The organism is Desulfatibacillum aliphaticivorans DSM 15576 (assembly GCF_000429905.1).
In the GTDB taxonomy this organism is placed as follows: domain Bacteria; phylum Desulfobacterota; class Desulfobacteria; order Desulfobacterales; family Desulfatibacillaceae; genus Desulfatibacillum; species Desulfatibacillum aliphaticivorans.
In genome coordinates this window covers 164,576-186,709 of the sequence record NZ_AUCT01000009.1, presented here as the reverse complement: position 1 = coordinate 186,709, position 22,134 = coordinate 164,576, and the positions used below count along the sequence as shown (strand labels likewise).

Here is a 22,134-nt window from a genome sequence, read left to right as displayed (position 1 = left end):
ATTATTTCCGGGAGATAGTCGTTCTCTCCGGAATATGAAAAATCCCAATCGCTTGTGTTCGACCCCTTTGTGTTGGGTTTCGCAAACTCTATCCAACCTTCAAAACGCTTATTGTATTACTCGCCAACCGCTTCGTCCGCCGTTTGGCTGTGCAACTCCTCCCGGGCGCTTTCAATCCATCGCCCGGCGGATTTACGTAAAAACAAAACCGCCGCCGCTTTGCGGGGTTCGATTACCAGTTCGATAAATCCGGGAGGAAAGGAAGATCCCAGATAATGGTCTCCCGGATTGCAGATAAGAACCCCCTCCTGATTCTTCAAAACCGGTTTGTGCGTGTGACCGAAAAGAAAAATATCGGCGCTGTTTCGTGCGGCCCTTTGGGCCATTTCCTTATAATGCCGATCCCAGGTCTCGGCGTCCTGGTACGGATTGATTTCCATCTGATGCCCGTGCATCATGAAGACCTTGAATCCGTGAAAGGATATGTCGTCGTCCATGGGGGCCAGAGCGCCGTAATCCTCATTGCCGCGCACCCCCATGAAAGGCAGTCCCCATTGTTTGGCCAATTCCCGGCCTTCCCGGACCCCATCCCCAAGATGGATGATCATGTTAAACGGCCCGAGATTCTGCAGCGCCTCCTGCATGTACCGCGCATTGCCGTGGGTGTCCGAAAACACGCCAAGGCGCACGGCCGGACTATTTGATTTCGCCATTGTCTTTTGCAATCGCCGCCCTGGACCTCCCCTCCCGGATCTCCCTGCAGAGATCTTCCAGGCTTTGTATAGGCCGCTCAAACACGGTGCGCACCTTCCCGATCTGCTCGGGTGCATGGGCGTCGCTGCCCCCTATGGACGCCAATCCGGCGGATTGGCAAAGAGCCCAGGCTTTTTCCAGGCCTTCTTCATCATAGGAAGGATGCAGGGTTTCCATGCCGTCCAGGTCGTATTTTCCCGCGTTGTCGCCGCACCCGTAATAGGCGTTTCCACGACGCGCCCGTTTGAACGGATGGGCGGCGACTACCACGCCGCCGGACTCATGAACGCGCTCCACCAGGGCTTCCACGCTCAATGCGGAGCCAAGGCTTTTTGGATGCCCGAACACCAGGAACTCGCCCTGGAATTCCCCCCGGGAGGAGTAGCAGGCGGCTTCTTCTCCTGGCAGGACAATGAGCTTTTTCTCTCCGCATTGATCCAGCAATTTTTCGATCTCTCCGTCCGGCCAACGGATTCCGTGCTCAGTCAGGGCGATGCCGTCAAGGCCTGCGGCCAGCGCCCTTGCGATCACTTCTCCGGGGTCAATGTTGCTGCACCCGGAAAACCGGTTGGTGTGTATGTGAAGATCGAATTCCATGCTCGCGCCTACGTCCGGCTAAGGCCTGCGCCCCACCAAGGCCCGGGTGGTGTAAATCACCACAGCTTCGTCCCGCTGGTTGGATATGGTGTTTTCGCAGACCATGATCCCGCGTTTTTCGTCCTTGTTCTCCAGGGCCAGGATTTTCATGGTCGTTTTAATGGTGTCGTGAATCTTCACCGGCCCCACAAACCGCACCTTGTCCATGCCGTAAAAAGCGATAAAGGATTTCGGCAGGGCCACGTACTGCCCCAACCGGAATATGAGCGCGCTGCCCAGGCACAAAGTCAGCATGCCGTGGGCGATTCGCTCTTTAAACGGCGTTTGGGAAGCGAATTCCACGTTGGTGTGGATAGGATGCCAGTCGCCCGTCATTCCTGCGAAATTAACGATGTCGGCTTCGGTCATGGTCCTGGCCGGAGAGGTGAATTCTTCCCCGACTTCGTAATCTTCCAAATAGGTTTTTTCCATGTCCCTCTCCAGTCCGTACACAAGGCATTTGTTGGGTTTCGCAAGCTCTACCCAACCTAAGCCGCGTCAACAGGTTTCGTACAAGGTTGGGTTAAGAAGTCCTGCGCTGGTCCATCAAGCATCAAAAACACCCTTGGACTTTGAACCCAACATAAATTCGCCTAAAGGGAAGCAATCCCTCTTAAGCAGCCTCCGTATACATTCCCACGAAAAGCATGGGAACGAGTTCCAAAGTCTCAAACGTCAAACGTAGATTTGACCCCATGCTTTATTCCTCTTGCAGCAGCATGGTTTCGTGCAGGAACTCGCCTTCCAGCAGGTCCTTTTTGCCGTCCACTTCCAGATCCAGTTTATAATGGGCAAGGCACCGGTTGTAATACTGGGGCCAGTCCGTGCTGGGGGGAAGCTGCATGGCTTCGATAAGCCTGTGCGCGGTAATATCCAGGTTCATCTTTACGCCCTGGGCGTCCGTCGCCAGGGTCAGATGGGTCGGATACTCCCGCTGAAATTTCTCGTCCCTGCCCATTTCCAGGCATTTGCCTTCCATGGAATTGGTGGAGAGAAGCACTTCGTTTTCCCGGGCGATGAGCAAAGGCGTTACGATAGGGCCGGTTTTATCCTTGGGAATCACCCAGCCGTAGACAATGGTGTATTGGGGATTTTGGATGCGGCCCCAATACCAGCCCCAGAAAATTTCATGAAACCGGCAGTTGCCCCAATTGTGGTCATGATAGCCGCTTCCCTGAACCGGGATGACTTCGTCCTTGATGATGAGATCGCCTTCCACCCTGGCGCAGGGCTGGGGAACCACCCAGCCTGAAATCTTGCCCGTATCTTCGTTTTTGTAGTTAAAGCCCCGGCCCGGCTTCCACGAGGGAACCGTATTGGTGAAGCGCAGTTTGGCGCCGACGCCGCGCACCATGATGGAAAGCTCGTAATGGTCTCCCATGTCCCGGACCCAGCTATCCCCCATTCTGACGTTGCAATAGTCTGGGTGGGCGCTGATGCTATCCATGGGGCTGAGGTCGTATTTTTCGATTTTTTGGCCGTCGGGCTTGTAGATGAAAATCTGGATGGACGGCGCCATGGGCTTAAGAAAGACGTTGTGGTAGTGAAAGGTGATGACCACGTGATAGCCGTTGTCAAAGGCCGCGTCAAAGTACCACCATTCATAATAATCTTTTTCATTATGAAAAATATGCGACCCATCGTCCTGACGCTGGTAGTTGGCCGGATTTCTTTCGGCGGATAACTCGCCGTCCCACATGGCCAGATAGTTTTTTTGCTCTTGGGTATCCATGAGTCCCCCTTTGCCGCCTAATCCTGTTTATTCCGGCTTGAAATACACAATGTCCAGAATGTTGCCCTTTCTGTTTTCTATGAAGACCGGGGTCACGCGCATGCCGATCTCAATCTGGTCGGGATCCACCCGGCCGATCAGATGGGTCATGCCGGAGTCGGCCCCGTCCAGTTGAATCACGGCGTAAACCAGGGGGGCGTCCACGTCGGGATGGATGGGCTCATTGTAATGCACGCGGGTGAACGAAACCACGCTCCCGCCCGGGCCGATTTTCACCAAATCGTCTTCCGTAAGCAGAGAAAAGCAGCGGCCGCAGGTTTCCCGGGGCGGCCAAAGCACTTTGGAGCAGGTCTTGCACCGGACGCCCAGGATTTCCTTGGAGTCCCTAAGGGCGATATAGAACTTGCTGCCCATTTTTCCGACGAAGTAATTGCTGTGGGCTGTAATATGCTGATCCACCTCAAATGGAGCTTGGACGGATTTACTTTCCATTATCTCTTTCCCCCCGAAATATATTACTGCGGCCTTTTCTGGCCCGGAAGAGGTTCAAAATGTATGATGTCGCTCAAATCCCCAATGCGCTCTTCCCTGTCCCGCAAGACCACTTTCATCCGCATGCCCACCCAGACTTTGTCCAGGTCCGGCTCTACGTTGACCATGTGCTCCACGGTGGAGTCCGAACCGTCCAGCCTGACCGACCCGTACACAAAGGGCGGTTCGTGGGGCTTTCCCGTGGTGGGATCCGTCAAAGGAAGGTACATGATGGTAAATCCGACCATCGTACCTTCGGAGGACAGCTCCACCCACTCGTCATTTTTCACGTGGCATGCCGCGCACACCACCCGGGGAGGCATCTGAACCCGGTTGCAGGAAGGGCACTTGATGCCCACAAAGCGGCCGTTATCCCTAAGCTCCGTCAAAAACCTGGCCATGTACTTGCCCGCCGCAAACCGGTACGGGACGTCCACGGTCATGGGGACGCATATTTGTTCGGTATCCGTATTTTTCTGATTCATGCCAACATCCTTTCCCAAGGGCGCATTAGGTTTAATCCTCGGTGGAACTCGACAAAGCGGTCATGACGGTCCAGTTGGTCCCGCCGTATGCCGTGGCCAAAGCCCGATTGACCTCATTGGGAACCTGATGGCCTCCGGCGTCGCCCCGAATTTGCAGGGCCGCCTCCCAAACGCGCAGCATGGCGGAAGCGCCGATGCAGTTTGTGGACAAGACTCCGCCCGAAGGATTCACAGGGATGGGGCCGTCAATGGCCGTGGCGCCTTCCTCCATGAGCTTGAAGCCCTCGCCTCGGCCGCACAGGCCCAGGTCTTCGTACCAGACCATTTCCGCCCAGGTCGCCGGCTCGTAAATTTCGAACACGTCGAAATATTTTTTGGGATCGTCCACGCCCAGCCTTTTGTACATCCTGGCCGCGCAAGCCGTGGAAAAGATGGGCTTGGTCAGGGTGACATTCCGCCAGTCGATTTCAAACTGTTCGTTATGGGCGGTGTCCATGGCCCGAATCCAGACAGGCTTTTTGCAGCGATCCTTGGCAGTTTTTTCGTCCCCCAGAATAACAGCGCAGGCGCCGTTGGAGGCCGGGCACATATCCAGCATCCGGACCGGATAAGCCAGCATGCGGGAGTTCAAAGCGTCTTCTATGGTGATATCCAGCTTCAGATGAGCGTATTGGTTCTTGCGGGCGTTCTGCCGGGCTTTGACTGCGACCATGGCCGCGTGCTCTTCCTTGGCGCCCCAGGCGGCCATGTAGGAAGTTCCCATCATGGCGAAGTATCCCACGGCCGCGCCGGCCATGGAGCGTCCGTACAAAGGATGGGCCACGCCGCTCAGGATGGCGCCTGTGTCCCCTTCCTCCTGCTTTTCAAAGCCTATGCACAAAACCCTGTCAAAAAGACCCGCAGCTATATGATGCATGCCCGCGCCGATGATGGTGGCGCCCACGGTGCCGCCCGTGGTGATCTTCATGCCGGGCTTGCCGTAAGCTCCTGCAGAGCCGGCCAGCCAGCAGTCGGTCAGGTGGGTGCCCTCGAAAAATTCCATGTTGCCCAAAAACACCGCGTCGATGTCGTCCATGGTCATCTGGGCGTCTTTAAGGGCGGCCCGTACGGCTTCGTTGACCATCTCGCCCTGGTCCACGTCGTGCCTGCGGGCGGCATGATAAGTTTGGCCGCCGCCGATTATGGCCACATTGCGTTTCATATCATCCCTCCCTTATTGGTTTCCCAGCACGATGACGCATTGATGTTGTCCGCAAAATCCCGTATGCCCCTGAGCGACGGCGCGTTTGGCGTTTTGCACCTGGCGCTCGCCCGCTTTGCCCATCAACTGAAGCGCCGCCTCGGCCACCCGGTTGAGGCCCATGACGTTGGCGGGAACTCCGGAAAGCACGCCGCCGGACGGATTTACGGGGAGCTCTCCCTCCCTGGAGGTAAAGCCGGACTCGGTCAGCTTGGCGGCTTCCCCGGGCTTGCACACGCCCAGGCCTTCCAGCCATAAAAGCTCCTGATAGGAAAATTCGTCGGACAGCTCGATCAAGTCCAGGTCTTTGACGGGGTTGCTTATCCCGGCCATTTTATAAGCCTGGGCTGCGGCTTTTTCCAAAGCCATGCATTCCGCAAGATCCCGGTCTCCCAAAAAATAGTCGTCGTAGCAGGAGCCCAGGCCTTGAATCCAGACCGGCGTATCCGTAATCTTTTTCGCCTTGCTTTCGGACGCGACAATCATGGCCACAGCGCCGTCCACGTCCGGCGCGATGTCCATGGTGGTCAGGGGATCGGCTTCCATTTCAGAGGAAAGCACGTCGTCCATCCCGTAATAACCGAACCGGCAGGAGAGCGGATTGGCCATGGCGGCGCCCAGATTTTTCATGACCACCCGGGCCGTGTCCTCCCTGGAAAGGTTGTGGGCGTGCATGTACCTTCTGGCCTGCAAGGCGCCTGCGGAGGTGAAGTCCAGGCCCAACTGACGGGAGTATATGGGCTCAAAGGCGTCGTTATTGACGATGTGCCGGTTGGTCTGGGACATTTTGGTGTGGGCGAGCAGCAAGGTGCATTCGTATTCGCCGGACAGGATTCCCACGGTGCCGTAATAGGCCGCCGTGCTGCCGTCCATGGCCATTTTTTCTTCCGTGCGAAGATGGCCGCCGGCCACGTCGGTAATGCCGATATTGGAAATTGTCTGGCCGTCCCAGATGTCGTGGGAGCAGCTGATGGTGTTGTCGATGTCCTTTTCAATGGAAAGGCCCGTGTCGTTCAGGACCTTCTCAATGACTTCGTAGGCCAGTTCAGCCACGTTGGCGTCGGCCCTTTTGGGGCTGAACCGCGTTTGGGCGACTCCGACTATTGCAACTCTGTCAGACATGACTCCCCCTATATTCTTTCGAAGATGGCGGCGATTCCCTGGCCTCCGCCGATGCACAGCGTGGCCATGCCGTAACGGCCCTGGATGCGCTTCAACTGATGCACAACGGCCAGGGCCAGCCTGCCGCCGGACATGCCGTTGGGATGGCCGAAAGCAATGGCGCCGCCGTTGGGATTCCATTTTTCCTCGTCAAACTCGTGGCCGTTTTTCTTGAGGCTTTTCATGACGGCCAGGGTCTGGGAGGCGAAAGCCTCGTTGCACTCCACCACGTCCATGTCGGCCATGGTGAGTCCTGCGTTAACCAAGGCTTTTTCCATGGCAATGACCGGCGCCACGCCCATGTATTTGGGCTCCCGGGCGCCAAGGGCGCAGGAGACAAAGCGGGCCAGGGGCTTTAAGCTCAATTCCTCGCATTTTTCCTGGGATGCGACCAAGTTGGCCACGGCGCCGTCGTTCAGGCCCGAAGAAGTTCCGGCGGTGACGGTTCCGTCTTTTTTAAAGGCTGGACGCAGCTTGGCCAGCTTCTCGGGGTTGGTCTCCCGGGGATGCTCGTCCTGGTCGAAAATGATGGGATCGCCTTTTCTTTGCGGGACTTTCACGGGAACGATTTCCTCCTTGAAATATCCCTCCTTGATGGCCTGGATGGCCCGGGTCTGGCTGCGCAGCCCGAAGGCGTCCTGCTCCTCGCGGGAAACGCCGAACTCGTCGGCCAGGATCTCAGCCACAATGCCCATGGGCGCATCGGTTTCCTCGGTGGGTCCCACCTGCCGGGTGATATACTTGGGCGGAACCAGGGAGAAAGGCTGCTTTTGGCGCTCCATGAGATAAGGCTGATTGCTCCAGGATTCACACCCTCCGGCGATGTACACCTCGCCGAAGCCGGCCTTGATGTTGGCGGCCGCGGAATTGATGGTCTGGAGCGCGGAGCCGCATTGCCTTTCCACAGTCTGGGCCGGCACGGAGTACGGAAAGCCCGCCTTCAGCGCCGCCCATCTGGCGATGTTCACCGCCGCGTTATTCGTGCAGGCATGCCCGACCAGCACGTCGTCCACAATGGACGGGTCAATGCCTGTTTTTTCTATGAGCCCCTTCAGGGCGAATGCGGCCAGTTCCTCCGGCCGGAACATGGACAAGGAGCCGCCCATCCTGCCGATGGCCGTTCTGACTCCGTCCACCAAGTAAACTTCTTTCATTGCTTCCACCTTTTTATCCTAAGAAATTAGGTAAATACCCCCGGCAAATGAGAATTTCCGGGCAAGGCTCCACACCTTGCCGCGGAAACGGATATCTAACGGCCCGTGAACTTGGGCTTGCGCTTCTCCATGAATGCGTTGGTGCCCTCCACCCTGTCTTCGGAGCCGAAGCACAGGGAAAAGCAGCGGGCTTCATAATCCAGACCGGTCCTGAGATCGGCCTGCACGCCGTTATTGATGGAGGCCTTGGCCATGTGCAAAGCGATGGGGCTTTTGCTGGCGATTTTACCGGCCATCTTGGAAACCAGAACGTCCAGCTCTTCTTTGGGGACCACGTGGTTCACCAGCCCGATGTTCAGGGCTTCCATGGCGGAGATGTGATCGCCGGTCATGATAAGCTCCTTGGCTTTGCCCATGCCAACCAGCCGGGGCAGACGCTGGGTTCCCCCGTAGCCCGGGATGATGCCCAGCTTGATTTCAGGCAGGCCCATAATGGCGTGCTCCACAGCGATGCGGATGTCGCACGAAAGGGCCACTTCCGTGCCTCCGCCCAGGGCGAAGCCGTTGATCCGGGCGATGACCGGCTTGGGAAAATGCTCGATCCGAGTGCAGACCGCCTGGCCCTTGGGCGTTTCGGTCAGGGTTTCCACGTATCCGCGACCCCTTGCCATGATGGAAATGTCGCCGCCGGAGATAAAGGCTTTGTCCCCGGCGCCGGTGATCACCAGCACCCGGATGCTTTCGTCTTCCTCGATGTCGTCCAGAGCCTTGTCGATCTCCAGCATGGTCACGTAGCGAATGGCGTTGAGAACCTTGGGCCGGTCAATGGTGATGACGGCGATTCCGTCCGCCTTTTCCACTCTGATATCTTCAAATTCCATGGGAATTCCTCACGTCGTTTATTGGAAAAGTTTGAAGAGCTTTTTGGTTCCGTCGGCTTCGTAATCGTAGAAGCCCTTGCCGTTCTTCCGGCCCAGCCTGCCTGCTTCCAGCATTTTGCGGTACAGAATGTTCAAGCGATCGCTTTCGCGATGGGTGTATTCGTAGATGCTGTCCTGAGCCATCTGGATGACGTCGAAGCCGCCGAAATCGGCCAGTTCGCAGGGGCCCATGGGATGTCCGGCGCCCAGCTTCATGGCCGTGTCCACTTCCTCGGCCGTGGCCGTGCCTTCCAGGACGATCTGGGCGGCTTCCATATATAAGGGGCACAAGAGGCGGTTGACGATGAATCCTGGCACGTCCTTGACCCGGACCGGAACCTTGCCCAACTGCTTGCAGAAGTTCATGACCGTTTCCACGGTTTCTTCAGCCACGCCCACGGGCAGGACCACTTCCACCAGCTTCATGACCGCGGCGGGATTGAAAAAATGCGTCCCGATGCATTTTTCCGGGCGCTTGGTGGCGCCGGCGATGGCGGTTACGGGCAGCACCGACGTATTGGTAGCCAGAATGGCATGTTCCGGGCAGATTTCATCCAGCTTGGAAAACAGGCTTTTTTTCAGCTCCAGGTTTTCCGGCACGGCCTCGATGACCATGTCCGCCTCTTTGGCGGCGGCGACCAGGTCCGTGGAAGTGGTGAGACGGCCTAGGATTTCCTCGCCCTCTTCCGCCGTGATTTTCCCCTTGCCCACAAAATGCTTTTCAATGTTTTTCGAGATAACGCCCTGGGCCTTGTCCAGCATGGTCTGATCAATGTCGAACAAGGTGGTCTTGATGCCCGACATGGCCGCCTTTTGCGCGATGCCATGCCCCATGACGCCTGCGCCTAATACCGTGAGTCTTAAAATATCCATGCCCAAAAACCTCCGCTTTGATGGTTGGGTTGATTTATTTAAAAAAACCTCGCCAGGATGGGGTCAAATCTACTTTTGACGTTTGACCGTTTTTTTCACTTCTCAAACGTCAAACGTAGATTTGACCCCATGGTTTTACTTTCTCTTGCCCAGGACCGCGTCCCCGATTTTCATGCGGCTGATTTCCGTGGACGTTCCGGCGATCTGGCCGAACTTGGAGCTTCTAAAGCCGGATTCGGCGGGATTGGGCGTTGCAAAACCCTTGGCGCCCAGAATTTTCAGGGCGTCGCTGGAAACCTTTTCCGCAGCTTCGGTGGCAAAAACCTTGGCGCACAGGATCAGGGCGGTTGCTTCCTTGTCCTTGGAGTCGGCCATCCACCCGGCCCGGTATGCCAGCAACTGGGCGGCCTGATGCAGGGTGAGCATGTCGGACAGCCGGAATCCCACTTCCTGATAGGCTATGATGGGGCGGCCGCCGGTCTTGTGGGACTTTGCGTAAACGCGGGCCTCTTCAAAGGAGGCTTTCATCAGGCCCAGGCTGGCGCCGATGAGCACCTGGTTTTCCCAAAACCGGAGCGTGTCCAGCATGTCGTCCATTTTCAGCCCGGAGATGACCTGAGCTTCGGGGACGGTGCAGTCTTTCAACTCCAGGCTGCAAATGCCGGCGCTTTCATAACCCAGGGCGGAGAACGGAGGCCCGACCTCCAGCCCCTTGGCGCCTTTGGGAATGAGGAACAGGGCGCCCTGCCCGTTCAGGACTCCGGCGACGGCTATGCAGTCGGCGTCCGCGCCGTTCACCACAAACTGTTTGCGGCCGTTTACGACAACCATGTCGCCGTTTTTCTCGCCCATGGTTTGCAAGGGGTCGTTGTCCACATTCAGGGATTCCTCGGACAAGGCCAGGGTTCCCAAAAGCTCGCCGAAAAGCAGCGGCGAAAGGATTTTTTCCTTTTGCCAGTCGCTTCCCCACCGGGCCACGACCCGACCGAAAACCCGCGCGCTGACTTCCAGCTTCAGGTACAGGGAGGGCGATGCCGCGGCCGCGGCTTCCATGGCCTTGAACATGGCGGGCGATTCTCCGGCCTCGCTCAGGCCCAGGTTCAGGTAGCCGGTGGACGCCAGGGAGGCGGCGGCGCTTCTCAACAGGGAGTCGTCCGCTTGCCCATCCTTTATGTCCAAATTGGAAATAACGGACTCCAGGGCTCCAAACAGCTCGTTGCTTTGTTGTGAAAACTCGTATTGCATTGCAGCTCCTCGCCGGTAAGACTTTTACATGCAGACCGCAAAGGGCGATCAGATCATGCGGCTGATAATCATCCTTTGAATATCCGAAGTTCCCCCGCCGATGGCGGCCAAACGGCCGTCCCGGAAAACCCGTTCCACGTCGTATTCCTGGCAGTAGCCGTATCCGCCGTGAAGGGTGACCGCGTCGTTCATGGGGGCCATGCTCCAGTCGCCGATGAAGAGTTTGGCCACGGAGGCGTAAAGATGGTTCAGGGGCTGGCCCTGGTCCTTGGCCCAGGCGATGCGGTACACCAGGGAGCGGGCGGCTTCTTCGAATATTTTCAACTCGGCCAGCTTGCGCTTGACAGCCTGGTATTCGGCGATGGGGTGGTCGAACTGGATGCGGTCCTTGGCGTAGCGGGAGCACTTGTTAATTAGGTAGGCTACCGATCCCACGGTGGGCGCCAGGAGCACGCTTCTGTCCCACTCCACGGTCTGGGAGGCCATTTTAAAGCCGTCCCCTTCCTTGCCCAGGAGGTTTTCCGCGGGAACTTCGCAATCAGCGAAAATCAGCTCCGAAGTCAACGAGGTGCGCACGCCCATTTTTTTCAAGGGAGGCCCGGCCGAGAAGCCCGGAGTTCCCTTTTCCACAATAAAAGCCGAAACCCCGGCGTGCTTGGCCGTGGGGTCGGTCTTGGCGTAGACCACGGCCACGTCGGCAATGGGGCCGTTGGTAATGAACATCTTGCTGCCGTTCAATATGTATTTATCGCCGGCCTTTTCGGCGGTGGTCTTCATGGAAGCCATGTCCGAGCCGGCGTCGGGCTCGGTCACGCCCATGCATCCGATCATCTCGCCGGAGCAGATTTTGGGAATGTATTTTTTCCGCTGCTCCTCCGCGGCGTTCCTGAAAATGGTGTCGCCGCATAAAAAGGTATGGGCGCCGTAGGCCAGCAAAAAGCCCGAGTCGGCCCCGCCTTCAGCCAGCGCCTCTCCGGCCAGGGCCGTGGTGATGACGTCGGCGCCGCTTCCGCCGTATTCTTCGGGAAAATGCAGTCCCAGGATTCCGAAGTCCGCCATTTTCTTAAAGGATTCCAGGTCGAATTCTCCTTTGAGGTCGTGTTCCTGGGCCCTGGGGGCGATTTCCTTTTTGGCGAAATTAAGCACTTCTTTTTTGAACATGAGTTGTTCACGGGAAAACGCGAATTCCATAACGCCTCTGACATGGGTGAGAAGGGCCTTTTTGGGGGCCGTTTTTCGGGGATTAGGGGGGCCTCAACTGAGTTTTGCCTTAGACCTCCCCCCAAATGAATTATATTCAGCATTCTTACCCACTCTTTAGCCCCCGCCTTCCCGGATTGTCAAGAGCATTTTTTTGCAAAAAATAGGAGTTAAGAAGATATTACAATTTTATATATTTGATTTTATTTTAGATAACAAAACTTGAATATTTTGACTCAAAATTATTTTCTTGACGCAGGGCATCATGAATAGTACTCAATTATATCCCTCTAAATATCCGTAAATGCAGCAAGATCTTTCTGAAATCCCGTCCGGGAATTTGGAGTAATTCTACATAAAAACAAGTGTTTATTTTTAAAACTGTGGCAAATTTTCAGAAATTTATATTGACAGATATTACTGATTTTGATTCGATAAGTCTCGTTTTCGATATGTATTCAAATGGGGCGGCAGGCCGGTCCGGCCGACCGCAAATCCATAATAAGGGCGCACGGCGCCTCCCAATCTCCCGGCGCCCCGGCCGGACAATGACTCCGGGGCGGAAAAGGATCGAACCATGAAGAGAAAAATCATCATCACGGCCGCCTTGTCCGGCGCCACCACCCGCAAGGAGCACAACCCGGCGGTGCCTTACACGCCCCGGGAATTCGCCGAGGAGGCCGCCAAGGCGTACAAGGCCGGCGCCGCCATGGTCCACGTCCATTCCCGCCTGGACGACGGCATGGCCACCCATGAGGTGGACCGCATCAGGGAGACTTACGACGCCATCAAGGACAAGACGCCCGAGTTGATCGTCAACCTGAGCTCCGCCGTGGGCCCCAACAAGACCCCCGAGCAGCGCATCGACCAGATCGTGAAGATCAAGCCGGAAATGGCTTCCCTGAACACCAACACCATGAATTTCGCCACTATTGACCGCAAGACCGGCGAAGTGTTAGTGGATTACATCTTTGACAACACCTTCACCATGTTGCAGGATTTCGGCCGGGCCATGGAGGAAAACGGGGTGCGGCCCGAAATCGAAGTCTACGACATGGGCGGGTTGGATAACGTCAAGCTCATCATGAAGCAGGGATTTTTCAAGGATCCCATGAATTTCAATTTCGTGTTCGGCGTGGCCGGCGGACAGGCTTTCCGGGCCGACGCCTTTGCAGCCATGGTGCACGCGCTGCCTCCCAACGCCAATTTCACGTCCTGCGGCGTGGCCTGGGACGAGTTTCCGGCTATCTTGCAATCCGGCATCATGGGCGGGCATATGCGCGTGGGCCTGGAGGACAATGTGCGGGTCCCCAACGGGGAGTTGGCCAAAGGCAGCTATGAGCTGGTGGAATGGGCTGTCAAGGCTGCGTCCATTCTGGGCAAGGAGCCCGCAACGCCGGACGAGGCGAGAAAAATCATGGGCCTGAGGGGCGCTTCCTGATTGCTTAGGGAGGCGGAGGGCTCGCTAAGGAGGGGTAATGAAAAGGCTTGCAGCAGTCCTGGGGGACCAGGGTAAGAAGCACTGGCAGGCGCGAACGGCTTACAGGAGGCTCGCCAAGCATTTGAACACCATGCCGGTGGGCTTCCCCCGGTCCGTGAGCGGGGTGGAAAAAAGGATTTTGCGGTCCATCTTCACTCCGGGGGAGGCGGAGGCCGCCCTGCACCTGAGCTACAAGCCGGAGCCCAAGGACGTCATCCTGGCCCGTGCCTCCCAAAAGGGCATTCCTTCCGCGGAAATGGAGCGGCGCCTGGCCAGTATGGAAAAGAACGGCGCCCTTCTCATCAAGAATCCGGATGGAGAGCCCCAAATCTGCCTGCTTCCCTTTGTGGTCGGTTTTTTCGAAACCCAGATCGCCTCCATGAACGCAGGCCTGTACTTGGACGCCACCCAGTACATGGCCGAGGCCATGGGCTTTGAATATTTGTCCACGGTTCCCCAGCAGATGCGCATCGTTCCGGTGGAAAAAAGCATCACGCCCCAGCACAGGATCTCCACCCACGACGAAATCCGCCGCATCATCGCAGACGCCGGAGACAGCATCGCCCTGACCACCTGCATCTGCCGCAAGGGACGGGACATGCTGGGCGCGCCCTGCGAAAGGACGGACCGGCGGGAGACCTGCATGGCCTTTCATGACTTCGGGGAAATGTACATCAAAAACGGATGGGCCAGGAGGATCGGCGTGGAGGAGGCCATGGAGGTGATCGCCCTGTCCGAAAGGGACGGCCTGGTGATCGAGGTCTCCAACGAAAAAAATCCCTCCTTCGCCTGCATGTGCTGTCCCTGCTGCTGCGGGGTCTTCAACATGCTGGCGGCCGCGCCCCGGCCCGCGGACTTTGTGCAGTCCAATTTCAGGGCCGCCCTGGATTCGGACAAATGCGTCCTGTGCGGCAAATGCGAAAAGCGCTGCCCCACCCAGGCCATTAAAATGAAAAAAGACGCCGTCAAAATCGACCTGGGCAAATGCATCGGCTGCGGCCTGTGCGCCGCAGCCTGCAAGCCCCAAGCCTTGACCATGGCGCCCAAGACCAGGCAACGGACTCCGCCCGAGGATTACAGCGCGCTCATGGACGCCATCATGGCCAACAAAAAAGGGTTTGTAGGCAAGGCGGCCAGCACGATCAAGGGTGCGCTCGGGATTAAACGCTAAAAAACGGCGACGGAAAGTAAAACAATCCAATATGACGACAACCAAAGACAGAATATTACTGGCCGCGGAGGAACTTATCACGGCCAGCGGCATCGCAGAAACCACCATCGCCAAAATCGCTCAAAAGGCCGAAGTCGCCGACTCTTTGGTTTATCAGTATTTCAAAAACAAACAGGACTTGTTATTTTCCGTGGCCTCCATCAAGCTGGAGGAGGCCCTGGACCTTTTGGCGGAGCAGCTGGAAGGGATCAAAGACCCGGAGTCGCGCCTCCGCAAGCTCATCTGGTACGGCCTCAAGTACAACGATCTCAACCCCGGCTACGCCCGCATCCTCCTTTTTGAATGCCGCTCCAACGCGGATTTCTACAAGACCGAGGCCTACCGGAAAATCCGCAAGCACGCCGGGATCATGACCGACATACTGGCCCAGGGCGTGAAAGACGGCCAGTTTCGCAACGATGTGAATATGGGGATTATCCGGGACGCGGTGTACGGCGCCATGGACTTTGAGGCGATAAGCTGCATCGCCTCGGGGGAAATCGAAAAAAGCCGCACCGACCTGGAGCACCTCATGAACCTGATCCTTCCCATGATCAAGGTCAGGCCCGATCCTCCGGAAAGGGACAAGCGCACCAGGATTCTGCTGGCCGCGGAAAAAATCTTTGCGGCCAAGGGCTATAACAAGGCCAAAATGATCGACATCGCCGAAGAAGCGGCCGTGTCGGAAAGCGCCATTTACGATTATTTTAAAAACAAGGACGACCTGCTCCTGGCCGTCCCGGAAACCCGGCTCAAGGAGCATTTGGAGTCCATCATGGACTCCTTTGACGTAAAGAGCCCCTTCGCCAAGCTAAGGCGCCTGATCCGCTACCACTTCGCCCTGTACATGATCAACCGGGATTTCCTGAAGGTGTTTCTGCTCCACAATCAACTGAACATCCAGTTTTACTCGTCGCCAGCCTACAAAAGCTACCAGAAATATCTGAAGATCCTCGACAAGGTGGTCGAGGAGGGCCAAAACCGGGGCGACTTCCGCCAGGACGTAAACCTGCGGGTTTTCCGCAACGTGTTCATCGGCGCCTTCAGCCACATGGCGTTACGCTGGATGATTGTGGAGGAAGGAAAAAACAACGACAAAATGAAGGAAATCGACGAATTGATCGACCTGCTCTTGGACGCCGTGTCCACGCCCAAGGAAGAGGCCCGGGAAGGTTAGTGGTGCAAAACTTCCCGGCCAGGCGCCCTTCCGGCAGCCTTTTTTCTTCAGTCCTGCCTTGAGATGTATGCCGCTTGGATTTATGAAAAATGACGCTGGGTCCCCGCTTGCGGACGATCCCGAAAAGACGGATCGCCCTTGCGGGGATGACGGCTCAAAACAGTGAGCCGGAATTCATCGGGCGTTTGTTGGGTTTTGATGAAAGCGAGAACAGCATATCTACGACCTTTTTGCTATGAAAGCCTCCACTCTCCGTCATCCCCGTGGAGCCATGGAGGCATGATGATTGCGGTAGTTTTACAATCATCATGATGCAATGACGGAAACGGGGACCCAGTGTCATTTCGAAATTTCGCCGAGGTTGCCGAATAAAGCCTATGAAATCGACTCCCAGATTTACTTCCCCTTAAAATTCGGGGCGCGCCGTTCAAAAAAAGCGGTGACGCCTTCCTTGGCGTCCTCGCTGGCCAGGAGCTTCATCTGCACGTCCGCGGTTTCCTCCAGGTCGGCCCAGGTGTTCAATAAATATTTACCCGCAGCCACGGCCATGGGCGCCCGCCGGATCAACCGACTGCACCATTCCTCCACGGCCGACTCCAAGTCCTCCAAGGGAACCGCTGCGTTGACCAGCCCGAAATCCAGGGCTTTTTTTGCGTCAATATTGGATCCCATGAGCAGCAGTTCCTTGGCCCGGGCCAAGCCGATGAGCCGGGGCAGCCGGGTGGTTGCGCCGATTCCGGGGATGAAGCCGTTTTTCACGTCAGGCAATCCCAGCTTGGCGTCCTCCGCGGCAATGCGGAAATCGCAGGCCAGGGCCAATTGCAGGCCGGCGCCCAGAGCGTATCCGTGGATGGCCGCGATCGTGGGGACCGGCATGGCTTCCACCTGATCAAGGGTGTGCTGCAAGCCCCGGAACTCGTTTCTGATGGCGGAAACGTCGCCGCCGTAGCCGCCGCCCATGAGGGTTTTCAAATCCCCGCCCGAACAGAACACGTCTCCGGCCCCGCTGAACACCACAACCCGGCACAGGTCGGGATTCTCCGTTATCTCTTCGGCAAGCCGTTTAAGGCCCGCGAACATGTTATCATTGATGGCGTTTTTCTTTTCCGGCCGATTTAAGATCACCCGCCAAACCGGACCTTCTTTCCTAATAATCAGCTCCTGAGAATTACTCTGGTCGCCCATTTTCACCTGCTCTAATATTCGTCCCGTGAAAGCTCTTTAGCTACCTTAAGGAGCGCCGTTCACATCCGGCTTACACATTTGTAAAACAGGCTAAAATATCATCCGGGATGATGCAAGCAAAAAGGCCGGACAGCCTTTTTGTTCGGCTGACCGGCCTTGAAATTTTATGGAGAAAGGGCTTTTGCGCGATGTCTTCAAATGCGCGGACAGACGCCTAAACCGGAATCCTAACCGCAGCCTGCCCCACCCCCACCTTGACGCCCTCCTGGTTTTCGCACCAAAGCTCCAGGACCACAAAGGACTCATCTCCCGGGCGGGGATGCTTTTCCGTCACCTTGCCCCTGGCCGTGATGTCGTCCCCCGGACGCACGGGATGGATGAATTTAACGTCCAGCATTTGTAAAAATGCGCCGCCGGGATACGCCCAGTCCGTGACGATCTTTCCCATAAAGGCCCCGGTCATGATGCCGTGGGCGATTGTCGTCCCTTTGCCCATGAGATTCACCTTTTTGGCCCAGGCCGGATCGATGTGGATGGGGTTGAAATCAAGAGAGCCCTCCGCGTTCTTGTTGATCTTCTCCTGGGTGATATGCCTGATTTGCTCGGGAATTTCATAACCCAGGTCAACTTTTCCAAATTCCAATATTTCCGACATGTTAAAGCCTCCTTATCCGGGCCGTAATGGATACGGCCTTTTCAGGCCCTCAATTTGAGGACAGGAATTGTCTTAAGTTAGCGGTTCTTCATTTCCTCGTTGCCCTGGAACTGCAGCACCAGCCCCCCGGTCCACCTGCACACAAACTCGTCATTCTGATTGGTGATGTGCATTTCGGACATGGCGTATTTTTTGCCCCGCTTGATATACTTGTCCCTGAGCTTGATATGGCAATAGATAGTGTCGCCAGGGCGCACGGGAACGCCGAACTCCCACCGCTGCCCTGGATTGATGGCGCCCGGCATTTTAATCCAGCTGTCCGGGGAAACCGCGGCGAAAACAATGGGCGTAAGAATTGTCGGAGGCGCAATCAAACCTTCAAACTGGGAATTCTTGGCGGCCTCCTCATCCGTGAAAAACGGGTTGAAGTCTTCGGTGCCTTCCACATACAGCTGGATCCGTTCCGGGGTGACCTCAAAGGGCTCGGCGTCGTAGGTCTCGCCCACCACCAGGTCGTCCCAACTGCGCTGCTGCGATTCGTGCTTGAAGAAGTCTTTTTCAAAGCGATCCGGTAGTTTTTCCGCTGTCATGGTTTAAGCCTCCTTTTGCTTTGTGCGGTTAGGATTTATCAACCGGCCAGCCGGTCGAAAAAATCGCCGAATAATGCGCTTGCCTGCAGCCTTCCAAATCTCCGGCCTTTGCCGGGATAGCGCTATTCTTTCAAAATGCCTTTTAAAATAATGCGGATGTTCTGGTCGATGATCTCGTCCATGCCCAAGGGCAGGCCTTCCTTAAACCAGTAGCCCAGCCAGTGGCTCATGGAGATAAACAGAAAAATGATGGCGTTCAAATCCAGGTCCTCTTCCACGTCCGGAACCTTTTTCAGTTCTTCCCGTAAGGTCCGGAAAAGCTCCTGCTCCTTGGCGAACAGCTCGTCCTTATATTGGCCGGAAAGCTGATGCCTTTCCCGCAGGACGATCAAGCGCAGGTCCTGATCCTGATTGAGGTGGCGGGCGTAGGTCTGCATGAGGCTTTTGAAGGAGTCCTTGGGCGCCATGCCGTTTTGGACGTTCTCCGCGATGCAAGCCCGCAATGCGTGCAAAAAGGAATCCGTGTTTTTCAAAAGGATGAAGGCCAGAAGCTCTTCCTTGGATTTGAAATAGTGATACAGGCCGGCCTTGCTCATGTCGGCCGCCAGGGCCACGTCTTGGAGCGAAGAGCTTAAGTAGCCCATGTTGCTGAACACCTTGGCCGCAACTTCGGCGATGTGGTTTCTTTTGTCTTCCTGGCTTTGCTTGGGCAAGGGCGCCGCTCCTTCCGATGGGGCCTTTTTAGAACCTTGATTTTTTTCGACCGCCCAGCCGGTTGATAACATGTTTTGTTCCGGGCTGTCAACCGTACAGGAAATGCCAAAATGAGGAAAAAAGACTTGTAAGCCGGTATAGGCGCATTTGACATTATAAAAACGCTGGGTCCCCGCTTGCGTGCGATCCTGAAAAAGCGGATCGCCCTTGCAGGGATGACGGGCTTATGCGGCGCAAAAACAAAATATGCCCTAATAGCGCAACCTTCCGCAAAAGCCATCCTTCTGCAATAATTGACAGGCTCGCGGATGTTGGGTATTCACATTGGCTATTGGCGATTGCCGCAGAACCCATCCAACCGTAGGAATTCCCTCTTCATGAGTAAGCTGGACAGCTTTATGCGCAGGATGTACGCCCAAAGGGATTGCCTGGAGCACGCCGCCCGAAGACATGATTTTCCTGGGAGACCTCCTGACCACCGCGCCCCAGGCCGCCAAAAAACTAAACCGGTCTGCGGTTTTCGCCCATTACGAAATGTCCACCACCGATTTGGAATCCAGCCTGGAGCTGGCCGCCCTGGCCGTCCCCCATATCCACGCCATGATGGTCCCCGGAGGGATAATGTTTTCCAGCCTTCCCCTGGAGCATGCAAGCTGGGAGTCCGTTCCCGTCCCTTCCACGGTCAAGCCGGGGAGGTACTTCATTTATAAGGCGGGCGCTTGAAAACCCAATGATTCTGGTGCGGGGTTCTCGTTTCCGCCTCCTTTCAGAAATTTTGCTCCGTGCGGGCGATGATGGAGTCCTGGAGCCCTTTGGACAAATCCACGAAATAAGCGCTGTATCCGGCCACCCGCACCAGGAGGTCCGCATGCTCTTCCGGATTTTCCTGGGCGTTCAGGAGGGTTTGGGGGTCCACCACGTTGAACTGGATCTGGCTGACGCCCAGGTCGCCCCAGGAGCGGATGTAATCGATGAAAACCTCCTTCATGTCCCCGGACAAGGCCTGGGGGAGGAATTTCTGGTTGAGAAGGTGGTTGAAAGTCTCTTTTGTGCTGATTTTTGAGGCGGACTTCAAAACGGCGGTGGGGCCTTTTTTATCCATGCCGAAGACCGGAGACAGGGTGGCGTCGGACAAAGGCTCCCCGGCCATTCTGCCGTCGGGCGTAGCGGGCAGGAAGGCCCCCGCCGCGTAGGTGGCGGAAATCCCGCTTCCGTCGCCCCGGCAGGAGACGCCGAACCGGTTCTTGGCTTTTTCCATGGCCGCCGCGCTCCGGTGTTGAACCTCCACGGCCAGCCTGTCGGCATAGTCGTCGTCATTGCCGAATTTTGGAGCGTTGATCATGAGCCGCCGCACGTGTTCGTAGCCCTCCCAATTGGAGGCCAGGGCGGCCAGAAGGTCCTCCATGGCGACGGTCTTTTCCTCGAAGACGTTTTTTTGGATGGCGGCCATGGCGTCGGAGACGTTCACCGGCCCCAGGACGATGCATATGTTCGCCACGGGCGAGGGATAGCCCCATTTTTTGGTTTCCATGCCTTTTTCAATGCACCCTTCCAGGAGGGCGGAGTAGAATGGCCGGGGCAGATGCCGCTCGTACAGGGTCTGGCAGGTGTTTTCGATGGTGCATAAGCGCTGGAACATATACCGCACCTGCTCCTCGTAGGCGTCCATGAGGTCTTCGATGCCGGCGAACCCCATGGGGTCGGGAGTGGGCGCGCCCACCAGGTTTCCGGCCGCGTCCCTCCCCTGGGACAATGCGTACAAAAGGGCCGCCGGCAAAATGAATCCGCCATAGGCCCGGTGGGAAATATTCTTCCCCGGCAGTTCCAGGTAAACGCAGCCGGAAATGGAGTAATCCCGGGCGTCATGCAGGGGAACCTCCCAGCGTTCCAGAAGGGGGAGGATGGCCTTGTCGTTGAAAAAGGCGGGGTAGCCGACTCCCGTACGAATCACGTCCACGGCCCGCGATATCAGTTCCCGGGGCGTCCCGTCATGATACCGCAAGGCGATGGTGGGCTCCGGCGAGCGCATTTTTTCGGCGCAATCCAGGACCAGATAGGTCATTTCATTGGTGACGTCCTTTCCCGTCTCGTCCACGCCTCCGATACAAATGGCCTGGAGTGCGGCCACGCCCCCGTAAATGGCGGACAGGGTGGGGGAGTATATCAGGCCCAGTTCGTGAAACTTGAGCCATAACAGCTGCAAAAGCTCCAGGGCCTCCTCGCGGGCGATGCGTCCGGCTTCCAGATCCTTTTTATAATAAGGGCCGAACACCTTGTCAAAACGCACCCCGATGCCCAGGGTGGAAAACTCAATATAGCGCACCACATGGATGAAGAAAAAAGATTGCAAGGCCTCGTGCAGGGTTTCGGGCGGGCGCTCCGGCGCCCTGTCGCACACCTTGGCGACGGCCTCCAGACGCGCCCGATCAGCCGGATCATCGGTCTGGGCGGCTTTTTCCCAGGCCAGGGCCGCAAAACGGCGGGCGAATTTTATCACGGCTTCCAGGGAGATGATCACGGCCTGGAGAAATTCCTTCTGATCCACGTAGTCAAGGGGCACGGTTTGATCGATTTCGACAAGCCGGGCCCGGCATTGTTTGATGAGCCCGGAAAACCCCAGTTCAAAGGCTTTTTCGTAATCCGGCACGCCAAGCTCGGACCAGTGGGACCAGGTTCCGGCGCCGCCCTTGGGAATTTGCCAGCATTCCAGGACCGGGCCTGTGAACATTTTCTGCTGGATGTCGCTCATGGATTTTCCTTTCCAGTATTCGATGAGCTCGTCCAGTGTTTTGCGGCCTTCGTCGTCCAGCAGGGTTTTGGCCTCATCCTGGTCCACGATCCTGCGCACGCTCCGCCAGTTCATGTCGATGCCGAAAAAAAGGCCCTGAGGCGTGGCCACGTTGTTGCCCACGATTTTTTCCCAGTTCTGAATATAAAGGGTCATATTGGAAAGGATGTGGTCCAGGGCTTTGGCCCGCCGCAGCACCATGGGCTCCCCTTCCGTGGCCTTGTAGGATTCGGTTAGGAGAATGGAGCGCTCCAGGTCCAGGCGGATATCAGGGCGGTACATGCCCTTGTCCGCGTCCTCTTCCCTACCCCCGTGCTTGCGGATGTTGCGCACGGTTTTGACGACCAAATGGTCCCGGACATTTTTTTCCTGATGAGGATGCGTTGCCATGGATTGACTCCTTTT

The 22,134-nt window shown here is 56.6% G+C and carries 22 protein-coding genes; 4 read left to right on the top strand and 18 right to left on the bottom strand.

The window, feature by feature from the left end:
• Window positions 1–116 precede the first annotated feature (116 nt).
• The 13 genes from G491_RS0110750 to G491_RS0110690 form a co-directional block, all read right to left on the bottom strand.
• A complete protein-coding gene (locus G491_RS0110750; RefSeq protein WP_028314597.1) occupies window positions 117–713 on the bottom strand; it encodes a metallophosphoesterase family protein in 597 nt (198 codons plus the stop codon).
• A complete protein-coding gene (locus tag G491_RS0110745) occupies window positions 697–1,350 on the bottom strand; it encodes a PHP-associated domain-containing protein (protein ID WP_028314596.1) in 654 nt (217 codons plus the stop codon). The genes G491_RS0110750 and G491_RS0110745 overlap by 17 nt, the downstream gene beginning before the upstream one ends.
• A gap of 18 nt (window positions 1,351–1,368) precedes the next feature.
• Window positions 1,369–1,821, bottom strand: a complete 453-nt coding sequence (locus G491_RS0110740; protein WP_015948087.1) for a MaoC/PaaZ C-terminal domain-containing protein — start codon at window positions 1,819–1,821, stop codon at window positions 1,369–1,371.
• Window positions 1,822–2,089: 268 nt separating this feature from the next.
• Entirely contained in the window at window positions 2,090–3,121 is a 1,032-nt protein-coding gene (locus G491_RS0110735; protein ID WP_028314595.1) for a hypothetical protein, read from the bottom strand.
• Window positions 3,122–3,148: 27 nt separating this feature from the next.
• A complete protein-coding gene (locus tag G491_RS30340; protein WP_051327176.1) occupies window positions 3,149–3,613 on the bottom strand; it encodes a Zn-ribbon domain-containing OB-fold protein in 465 nt (154 codons plus the stop codon).
• A gap of 23 nt (window positions 3,614–3,636) precedes the next feature.
• The gene (locus tag G491_RS0110725) at window positions 3,637–4,137 is read right to left on the bottom strand and encodes a Zn-ribbon domain-containing OB-fold protein (protein WP_015948090.1); all 501 of its coding nucleotides are present in this window, start codon (window positions 4,135–4,137) and stop codon (window positions 3,637–3,639) included.
• Between the two features lie 31 nt (window positions 4,138–4,168).
• Complete coding sequence (locus G491_RS30335) at window positions 4,169–5,338, bottom strand: thiolase C-terminal domain-containing protein (protein WP_035218455.1); 1,170 nt, start codon at window positions 5,336–5,338, stop codon at window positions 4,169–4,171.
• Window positions 5,339–5,350: 12 nt separating this feature from the next.
• Entirely contained in the window at window positions 5,351–6,499 is a 1,149-nt protein-coding gene (locus tag G491_RS0110715) for a thiolase C-terminal domain-containing protein (protein WP_035218453.1), read from the bottom strand.
• An 8-nt stretch (window positions 6,500–6,507) separates the two neighbouring features.
• The gene (locus G491_RS0110710; RefSeq protein ID WP_028314592.1) at window positions 6,508–7,692 is read right to left on the bottom strand and encodes a thiolase family protein; all 1,185 of its coding nucleotides are present in this window, start codon (window positions 7,690–7,692) and stop codon (window positions 6,508–6,510) included.
• Window positions 7,693–7,787: 95 nt separating this feature from the next.
• A complete protein-coding gene (locus G491_RS0110705) occupies window positions 7,788–8,573 on the bottom strand; it encodes an enoyl-CoA hydratase/isomerase family protein (protein ID WP_015948094.1) in 786 nt (261 codons plus the stop codon).
• Between the two features lie 18 nt (window positions 8,574–8,591).
• Window positions 8,592–9,485 (bottom strand): 3-hydroxyacyl-CoA dehydrogenase family protein, encoded by an 894-nt coding sequence (locus G491_RS0110700; protein ID WP_028314591.1) that lies wholly within the window; start codon window positions 9,483–9,485, stop codon window positions 8,592–8,594.
• A gap of 135 nt (window positions 9,486–9,620) precedes the next feature.
• On the bottom strand, window positions 9,621–10,730 hold the full coding sequence (locus tag G491_RS0110695) for an acyl-CoA dehydrogenase family protein (RefSeq protein ID WP_028314590.1): 1,110 nt from the start codon (window positions 10,728–10,730) through the stop codon (window positions 9,621–9,623).
• A 48-nt stretch (window positions 10,731–10,778) separates the two neighbouring features.
• On the bottom strand, window positions 10,779–11,921 hold the full coding sequence (locus G491_RS0110690) for an acyl-CoA dehydrogenase family protein (RefSeq protein ID WP_028314589.1): 1,143 nt from the start codon (window positions 11,919–11,921) through the stop codon (window positions 10,779–10,781).
• A gap of 586 nt (window positions 11,922–12,507) precedes the next feature.
• On the opposite strand from G491_RS0110690, the gene G491_RS0110680 reads away from it, so the two are divergent.
• The 3 genes from G491_RS0110680 to G491_RS0110670 are packed head-to-tail and all read left to right on the top strand — an operon-like array spanning window position 12,508 to window position 15,797.
• Window positions 12,508–13,371: a beta-keto acid cleavage family enzyme gene (locus G491_RS0110680; protein ID WP_028314587.1), complete on the top strand. Its 864-nt coding sequence runs from the start codon at window positions 12,508–12,510 to the stop codon at window positions 13,369–13,371.
• Between the two features lie 37 nt (window positions 13,372–13,408).
• Window positions 13,409–14,581, top strand: coding sequence for a 4Fe-4S binding protein (locus G491_RS0110675; RefSeq protein ID WP_028314586.1), 1,173 nt, complete (start codon window positions 13,409–13,411; stop codon window positions 14,579–14,581).
• 31 nt (window positions 14,582–14,612) lie between these two features.
• Window positions 14,613–15,797, top strand: coding sequence for a TetR/AcrR family transcriptional regulator (locus G491_RS0110670; protein WP_028314585.1), 1,185 nt, complete (start codon window positions 14,613–14,615; stop codon window positions 15,795–15,797).
• Window positions 15,798–16,193: 396 nt separating this feature from the next.
• On the opposite strand, the gene G491_RS0110665 is transcribed toward G491_RS0110670, so the two are convergent.
• From G491_RS0110665 to G491_RS0110650, 4 genes are all read right to left on the bottom strand, one after another.
• Window positions 16,194–16,982, bottom strand: a complete 789-nt coding sequence (locus G491_RS0110665; RefSeq protein WP_035218449.1) for an enoyl-CoA hydratase/isomerase family protein — start codon at window positions 16,980–16,982, stop codon at window positions 16,194–16,196.
• A gap of 214 nt (window positions 16,983–17,196) precedes the next feature.
• A complete protein-coding gene (locus tag G491_RS0110660) occupies window positions 17,197–17,637 on the bottom strand; it encodes a MaoC family dehydratase (protein WP_028314583.1) in 441 nt (146 codons plus the stop codon).
• Window positions 17,638–17,714: 77 nt separating this feature from the next.
• Window positions 17,715–18,227: a MaoC family dehydratase gene (locus tag G491_RS30330; RefSeq protein ID WP_051327175.1), complete on the bottom strand. Its 513-nt coding sequence runs from the start codon at window positions 18,225–18,227 to the stop codon at window positions 17,715–17,717.
• Between the two features lie 122 nt (window positions 18,228–18,349).
• Entirely contained in the window at window positions 18,350–18,940 is a 591-nt protein-coding gene (locus tag G491_RS0110650) for a TetR/AcrR family transcriptional regulator (RefSeq protein WP_169829420.1), read from the bottom strand.
• A 424-nt stretch (window positions 18,941–19,364) separates the two neighbouring features.
• On the opposite strand from G491_RS0110650, the gene G491_RS35855 reads away from it, so the two are divergent.
• Window positions 19,365–19,664, top strand: a complete 300-nt coding sequence (locus tag G491_RS35855) for a class I SAM-dependent methyltransferase (RefSeq protein WP_345917596.1) — start codon at window positions 19,365–19,367, stop codon at window positions 19,662–19,664.
• A gap of 43 nt (window positions 19,665–19,707) precedes the next feature.
• Here the strand turns inward: G491_RS35855 and G491_RS0110640 are convergent, their stop codons facing one another.
• The gene (locus G491_RS0110640; protein WP_028314580.1) at window positions 19,708–22,119 is read right to left on the bottom strand and encodes a pyruvate formate lyase family protein; all 2,412 of its coding nucleotides are present in this window, start codon (window positions 22,117–22,119) and stop codon (window positions 19,708–19,710) included.
• Window positions 22,120–22,134 lie beyond the last annotated feature (15 nt).